We start from the raw sequence: 7,509 nt of genomic DNA, 5'->3' as shown, positions 1-7,509 counted from the left end.
CTGCATCATCGGTGTGTGGGCGGAGAGGTCGCTCTGACTCATGGCTTCTGGCTGTCCGGCTTCAACATGCAAAAGCGCCTAGTGTACGGTATCCGCCTGGCCTTCTTTAACCCCGGAGCGCACCGTGCCTGTCACCGATTCCTTTATTACGGACCTCTCATCCCGATTGGGCGCGCGGCTCGCCGCCAACAGGCTGCGTGTCACCACAGCCGAGTCCTGTACCGGGGGAGGGATCGCTGAGGCGATCACGCGTATCTCCGGAAGCTCCGCCTGGTTCGAGGCGGGGTACGTGACCTATTCCAATAGCCAGAAGACCCGTCAGCTGGACGTGCCGGTCGACCTGTTCGCCCAGGTCGGTGCGGTGAGCCGGGAAGTGGTCGAGGCCATGGTCGCCGGTGCCTTGCCGCGCAGCGGGGCGGACATTGCCGTGGCGGTGAGCGGAATTGCCGGGCCGGACGGCGGTTCTGCCGAGAAGCCGGTGGGCACGGTCTGGCTGGCCTGGAGGAAAGGCGGCCAGGTGTTCAGCGAACGGCGCCTGTATGCCGGTGATCGGGAGGCAGTGCGCCGGCAAACCGTGGCGACCGCTCTGGAAGGGCTGTTGCGACTGGCGGACGGGGAAAATCCGATTCAGGGGTAGGCGAGCGGCTTGCCCTGTGGAATAATACTGGCTACTTATACAGTTGTTCGTGGCCGCCCGGCCGCCTGACTTCGCGAGGACTTCAATGGACGACAACAAGAAGCGCGCCCTGGCTGCGGCCCTGGGACAGATCGAACGCCAATTCGGCAAAGGCGCGGTCATGCGCATGGGCGACCATGAGCGCCAGGCGATTCCCGCCATCTCCACTGGCTCACTGGGCCTGGACATCGCGCTGGGCATCGGCGGTCTGCCGAAGGGCCGTATCGTCGAAATCTACGGTCCGGAATCCTCGGGTAAGACCACCCTGACCCTGTCGGTCATCGCCCAGGCCCAGAAGGCTGGCGCCACCTGCGCCTTCGTCGACGCCGAACATGCCCTGGACCCGGACTACGCCGGCAAGCTGGGCGTCAACGTCGATGACCTGCTGGTTTCCCAGCCGGACACCGGCGAACAGGCCCTGGAAATCACCGACATGCTGGTGCGCTCCAACGCCGTTGACGTGATCATCGTCGACTCCGTGGCCGCCCTGGTACCGAAAGCCGAAATCGAAGGCGAGATGGGCGATCAGCACGTCGGCCTGCAGGCCCGCCTGATGTCCCAGGCGCTGCGCAAGATCACCGGCAACATCAAGAACGCCAACTGCCTGGTCATCTTCATCAACCAGATCCGCATGAAGATCGGCGTGATGTTCGGCAACCCGGAAACCACCACCGGCGGTAACGCGCTGAAGTTCTACTCCTCCGTCCGTCTCGACATCCGCCGCACCGGCGCGGTGAAGGAAGGCGACGAAGTGGTCGGCAGCGAAACCCGCGTCAAGGTCGTGAAGAACAAGGTCGCGCCGCCGTTCCGTCAGGCCGAGTTCCAGATCATGTACGGCCGCGGCATCTACCGCACCGGCGAGATCATCGACCTGGGCGTACAACTGGGCCTGATCGAGAAGTCCGGCGCCTGGTACAGCTACCAGGGCAGCAAGATCGGCCAGGGCAAGGCCAACGCCGCCAAGTTCCTGGAAGACAACACTGAGATCTGCAACACCCTCGACAAGGCCATCCGCGAGCAACTGCTGACCAATCAGCCGGCGCCGACCAAGGCCGAACTCGCTGCGGCGGAAGCCGAAGCGGAAGCTGAAGCCGACTACTGATCGCGATGGCCGTCGAGCTCGATAACCCCGTCGCGGTGCGACGGGTCGCCATGGACCTGCTGGCACGACGCGAGCATGGCCGGGCGGAGCTCTCCCGCAAGCTGCGGCAACGCGGTGCGACGCAGGACCTGATCGACCCCGCCCTCGACCGCCTGGCTGAGGAGGGGTTGCTCAATGAAAGCCGTTACCTGGAAAGCTATATCGCCAGCCGCGCACGAGCCGGTTACGGTCCGGTACGGATTCGCGAGGAGCTGTCGCAGCGTGGTTTGCCCCGTGGTGAGATCGACGGAGCACTGAGCGAGTCGGACGTCGACTGGAACGAAAACCTGCGTGAAGTCTGGCGCCGCAAGTTTGCCCGGCTGCCGCAGGACGCTCGCGAGCGAGCCCAGCAGGGCAGGTTCCTGAGCTATAGAGGCTACTCGATGGAAGCCATCAGCCGGCTCCTCAGTGGTCGACGATCAGATGATTGAACGAAGAAGGCACCCCAATAGGGTGCCTTCTTCGGTTCTGCGTTCGGAAAATCAGCGCTCCCAGTTTTCCGGCTGGTTGATGAAGTTCAGCAGCTCCCGCAAGCGCCCCTGGTCGCGGCCATTGAACGCAAAGGCCAAGCGGGTGAGATGGGAGAATTCCGGCTCATCCAGTTCGGATTCGCTGTAGGGCTGTTGGTGGAAGCCATCGGTGACGCACAGGCTGCCGAATTCGCGCTCCAGCAACTGCAGTGCCCGTACGCTCAGCGGGTGATTGAGGCGGATCACGAAGCGATCCTTGAGCCAGCGGCTGGAGTGGAAGTTGCTATAGAACTGGGCGATTTCCTCGGCGGCTTCCTCGGCAGTGTGCACCAGGGTCATCAGGTTCATGTCGCTGGGCAGGATGTAGCCATTGTCCTCCAACTGCTCCTTGATGAACTCCAGGGCGTGATCCCAGTAATGCCCGCCCGGCTGGTCGAGCAGGACCACCGGTACCAGCGGGCTCTTGCCGGTCTGGATCAGGGTGAGCACTTCCAGCGCCTCATCCAGCGTGCCGAAGCCGCCGGGGCAGAGCACGAGGGCATCGGCCTCCTTCACGAAAAACAGCTTGCGCAGGAAGAAGAAGTGGAACGACAGCAGGTTGCTGGTCCCGTCCACGATGCGGTTGGCGTGCTGTTCGAAGGGCAGGGTGATGTTGAAGCCGAGGCTGTTTTCCAACCCGGCCCCTTCGTGGGCGGCAGCCATGATGCCGCCGCCAGCGCCAGTGATGACCATCAGGTCATAGCGCGCGAGGGTTTCGCCCAGTTCGCGGGCCAGGGCATAAACCGGGTGGTCGGCCGGCGTGCGCGCCGAGCCGAAAACCGTGACTTTGCGGCGACGCTTGAACTGCTCCAGGGTGCTGAAGGCGTGCTCCATCTCGCGCAGGGTCTGCAGCATGATCTTGGCGTCCCAGCGGTTGCGGTCGGCCTGGGCCATGCGGGCCACGGTGGTGAGCATCTCGCGGTAGAGCGGCAGGTTCTGGCTGTTGCCGGGGGCAGCCAGTTCGGCCAGTTCCTCGATTTTTTGCGCAAGGTCGGTGCCGCTGGTCTGGAAGTGTCTGGAGAGGTAGTCGTCGGGTTCATAGGGCATGTTGATACTCCTTGTTCATCTACCCCTGATCGCCTGTCCATGGGCGGCACCGGCCACGCAGGGTGGCTCTGGCGTTGGTGCATTGGCGCTTCGCCGCACGCGCAGGGTTCAGCAGGAGGCCCGCCCAGTCTGGCACGCGGGGTGTGACAGTCGGTGAGGCCTCGATTTCAGATGGCGATCCGGTCTCCTGGCTCCGGAATGTTGGCCGTCCAGTTCAGGCGATCCTGGAGTGCACCCTTGAGTGCATCCATCTTTTCCCGCTCGCCGTGTATCAGGTATAGCTCGGGTTTGTTCTCGAAGTGGCCAACCCACTGAATTAATTGCGATTGTCCCGCGTGAGCGGAGAATCCGCCGAGGGTATGGGTCTGCGCTTTCACGCTGATGCGCTGGCGCAGGATGCGCACGGTCTGCGCACCGTCGACGATGGCGCGGCCCAGCGTGCCCTTGGCCTGGAAGCCGGGAAAGATGATGTGGCACTCCTCGCGCCAGAGGTTGTGCTTGAGGTGGTGGACGATGCGGCCGCCGGTGCACATGCCGCTGCCGGCGATGATGATGGCGCCGCTCTTGATGCGATTCAGCGCCATGGATTCGTCGGCGCTCTGGGTGGTGCGCAGGATTGGCAGCCACTCGCCGACCTGGGCCGTGCCGGTGCCGCGCATGTATTCGCGATCGACGTCGGCGATCTCGCCGATGTGCTGTAGATAGATACTGTTGGCTCGGGCTGCCATGGGGCTGTCGAGGTAGGCCACCTGCTGCGGCAGGCGGCCCTCCTGGTAGAAGCGCCCGAGGTAGTAGATCAGGTCCTGGGTGCGGCCCACGGCGAACGACGGGATCAGCACGTTGCCGCCCTCGTTCTGCGCGCGCTGCAGGATGCCGGCCAGCTCCAGGAGGGTGTCGTTGGCATCGCGGTGGTCGCGGTCGCCGTAGGTGGATTCCAGCAGTACCACGTCGGCGCGGCTAAGCGGCGTCGGCGTGCGCATCAGCGGGGAGCAGGTGCTGCCCAGGTCACCGGAGAACACCAGGCGGCGGGTCGAGCCGAACTCATGGATTTCCAGCTCGACGATGGCTGAGCCGAGGATGTGCCCGGCGTTGTGGAAGGTCACTCGAATGCCGCGCGCCACGTCCACTGTGCTGCCGTAGCTGACGCGGCGGCGCTGGTTCAGGGCGCGGGAAGCGTCTTCCACCGTATACAGCGGCTGGACGGGCGGTTTGCCCAGGCGCGCGCGCCACTTGTTCTCCCACTCGGCGTCCTTTTCCTGGAGGTGCGCAGAGTCCATCAGCATCAGCTCCAGCAGGTCACAGCAGGATTCGGTGGCGTAGATCGGCCCCTTGTAGCCTTCCTTCGCCAGGCGCGGCAACAGGCCGCTGTGGTCGAGGTGGGCGTGGGACAGGACGACGGCGTCCAGTTCCTTCGGATCGAAGGGGAATGGCGTGCGGTTGGTCGCCTCGTTTTCGCGGGTGCCCTGGTTGCCGCTGCGCCCCTGGCGCATCCCGCATTCGAGCAGTACGCGGATGCCATCGCGGGTTTCCAGCAGGTAGCAGGAACCGGTGACTTCCTGGATCGCGCCGATGAAGGTCAGAAGCGCCATGTCGTCTCCTTGTGGGAAATTTCTTTCAGCCTTGCCCGATTGGTCGGGACGGTCGTTGATACATGTCAGCGCCCATCCGATCTGTGGCGACCTAGACTTTCCGCCATAGCCAAGGGAGAGCCGACATGTCACAGATCCTGCCAAGCCCCGAGGAGCTTGCCGCCCATGCGGCAGTCGAGCCGGAATATGCCCGCTGGCTGCGAGGCCGTGGTCCGCTTCAGCATAGCGTGCAGACCCAGGCGGCGGTCTTTCGTGTCGCTCATCAATTGGTCCAGTACGGCCTGCAGCCTGATCTGGCCAGTGTCTATCGGCTATTCAGCGCGTTGGACTGCCTGACCTGCGCCGGCCTCTGGCTGGTGGCGCACATGACCTACGCCAGGCGCGTCCGTCTCGATGGCGCACCCTTGCAGGCCGAGGATTTCAAGGCGCAGCCCGAGGGGCATACCGGCGGTGCGCTGAACATGGTGCCGGCCTATGCCGGTTACCTCGCCCTGAATGCCTTGAGTGGCAAGACCCGCGGCTGGCTGATGGGCCAGGGGCACTGTGTGGCGGCAATCGATGCCGTCAATGTGCTCACCGGTAATCTGCATCCGGAACAGGCCGCTGCCTACGGCGATGGTGAGGTTGGGCTGGACCGGCTGGTGCAGGACTTCTACAGCTACGCCCAGACACCCGAAGGCAAGGTCGCCGCGCCGTTGGGCAGCCATGTCAATCCGCACACGGCAGGCGGCATTGCCGAAGGCGGCTACCTCGGGTTCGCCGAGCTGATGTATGCGCACATGCCGTTGCCGGGCGAGACCCTGGTCGCCTTCCTCTCCGATGGCGCCGCCGAAGAGCAGCGCGGCAGCGACTGGATTCCCCGTTGGTGGCGCGCCGAGGACTGCGGCGCGGCGCTGCCGGTGATGATCGCCAATGGCCGGCGCATCGAGCAGCGCACCGACCTAGGCACTCACGAAGGGCTGGAAGGTTTCAAGCTGCACCTGCGGCGCTGTGGCTTCGATCCGATCAGTTTCGACGGCCGTGACCCGGCGGCTTTCGTCTGCGCCCTGTGGGAAATGGAAGAGCGCCTACAACACCGCGTCGACGAGAAGGCGCGCGGCATCCTGCGCTATCCGCTGCCGATTCCCTATGGCATTGCCGAGACGACCAAGGGTTACGGCTTCTACGGTGCCGGCAGCAATGCCGCGCACAACCTGCCGTTGCCAGGTAACCCCAGCGTGGATGACGAAGCGCGCGACCTGTTCAACCAGTATGCGGCGCCGCTCTGGGTCGAGCCGGAAGAGCTCGCCGAGGCCTGTGGCCTGTTCGCTACATCGCGCAAAGGCAGGGTGCTGGAGCGGGACAACCCATTGGCTGTGCGTCGGCCCATCGAACCCTCGATTCCGCCGCTGCATTACCGCAACGACGAATGCTCGCCTATGGCCGCACTGGATCGTTTCTATGTCGATCTGTGCAGTGCCAACCCGGACCTGCGCGCTCGTGTCGGCAACCCGGATGAGCTGGCGAGCAATCGTCTGGGCGGTGTGCTCAGGGCGTTGCGGCACCGGGTGAGCGAGCCGGAAAACGATCTGGAGGCGGTGGATGGCCGTATTATCACTGCGCTCAACGAGGAAGCGGTGGTTTCCGCCTGTCTGGCCAACCAGGGCGGACTGAACCTGGTGGCCAGCTATGAAGCTTTCTGCGTGAAGATGCTCGGCGCGGTGCGCCAGGCGTTGATCTTCGCGCGCCAGCAGAAGGAAGCTGGACGAGCGGCGGGCTGGCTCGGCTGGCCGCTGGTGGCGACATCGCACACCTGGGAGAACGGCAAGAACCAGCAGTCGCACCAGGACACCACCTTCTGCGAAGCGCTGCTGGGCGAGATGAGCGACATGGTGCGGGTGGTCTTCCCGGCTGACCACAACAGCCACCTGGCTTTGTTGCCGGACATCTACCGCAGTCGCGGGCAACTGGCCTGCGTCGTCGTGCCCAAGCGGGAGCGGCCATCGGTATTCACCCAGGCCCAGGCCGAGCAATTGGCCCGCGATGGCGCGATCCTGATGGACGAGCACCCCGGTGCCGAGCCGTTGCTGCTGATCGCCAACGGCAGTTACCAACTGACCGAGATGCGTCGCGCCGCGTTGCGGCTGGAGGAGGCGGGTTATCCTTACCGGCTGGTCTATCTGCAGGAGCCGGGGCGCTTCCGCGCGCCGCGTGATAATTGGGAGCTGCAAGCGCTGACGGATGAGTCCATCGCCATGCGGCTGTTCCCCGATCACTACGAACGTCGTGTGCTGCTCACCCACATGCGCCCGGAAGTGGCGCGCGGGCACCTCTGGCCGATCCTGCCGGATGCACTGAAGACGGCGGTGCTGGGCTACCGCAACCAGGGCGGTACGCTGGACGAGGCCGGCATGCTGTTCGCCAACCGCTGCAGCTGGGCCCACGTGCTGGCAGCCTGCGCGCGGTTGCTGGACGTGCCGCGCAGCGCCTTGCTGGCGCCGGACGAAGCGGCAGCCGTGGCCGGCAAGGAAAACCCGGCCGTCCTGCGCTGACGTGCGCTGGCGCAAC

6 protein-coding genes are annotated in these 7,509 nt (G+C 64.7%); 4 read left to right on the top strand and 2 right to left on the bottom strand.

The features are described 5' to 3' along the window. Positions 1-124 precede the first annotated feature (124 nt). From C167_RS0109350 to recX, 3 genes are all read left to right on the top strand, one after another. Positions 125-637: a CinA family protein gene (locus C167_RS0109350; protein WP_017518011.1), complete on the top strand. Its 513-nt coding sequence runs from the start codon at positions 125-127 to the stop codon at positions 635-637. 85 nt (positions 638-722) lie between these two features. Further along, positions 723-1,778, top strand: a complete 1,056-nt coding sequence (gene recA, locus C167_RS0109345) for a recombinase RecA (RefSeq protein WP_017518010.1) — start codon at positions 723-725, stop codon at positions 1,776-1,778. A 5-nt stretch (positions 1,779-1,783) separates the two neighbouring features. Next, positions 1,784-2,248, top strand: a complete 465-nt coding sequence (recX, locus tag C167_RS0109340; RefSeq protein ID WP_017518009.1) for a recombination regulator RecX — start codon at positions 1,784-1,786, stop codon at positions 2,246-2,248. A 51-nt stretch (positions 2,249-2,299) separates the two neighbouring features. Here recX and C167_RS0109335 read toward each other — a convergent pair whose 3' ends face one another. Then, entirely contained in the window at positions 2,300-3,373 is a 1,074-nt protein-coding gene (locus tag C167_RS0109335; RefSeq protein WP_017518008.1) for an LOG family protein, read from the bottom strand. 167 nt (positions 3,374-3,540) lie between these two features. Then, on the bottom strand, positions 3,541-4,962 hold the full coding sequence (locus C167_RS0109330) for an MBL fold metallo-hydrolase RNA specificity domain-containing protein (RefSeq protein ID WP_017518007.1): 1,422 nt from the start codon (positions 4,960-4,962) through the stop codon (positions 3,541-3,543). A 125-nt stretch (positions 4,963-5,087) separates the two neighbouring features. Between C167_RS0109330 and C167_RS0109325 the strand changes: the two genes are divergently transcribed. Further along, the gene (locus C167_RS0109325) at positions 5,088-7,493 is read left to right on the top strand and encodes a D-xylulose 5-phosphate/D-fructose 6-phosphate phosphoketolase (RefSeq protein WP_017518006.1); all 2,406 of its coding nucleotides are present in this window, start codon (positions 5,088-5,090) and stop codon (positions 7,491-7,493) included. The last annotated feature ends 16 nt before the right edge of the window (positions 7,494-7,509 follow it).

This window comes from Pseudomonas nitroreducens TX1 (assembly GCF_000313755.1).
In the GTDB taxonomy this organism is placed as follows: Bacteria; Pseudomonadota; Gammaproteobacteria; order Pseudomonadales; family Pseudomonadaceae; genus Pseudomonas; species Pseudomonas nitroreducens_A.
The sequence above is the reverse complement of the archived record's forward strand: the minus strand, read 5'-3'. Positions and strand labels throughout refer to the sequence as shown.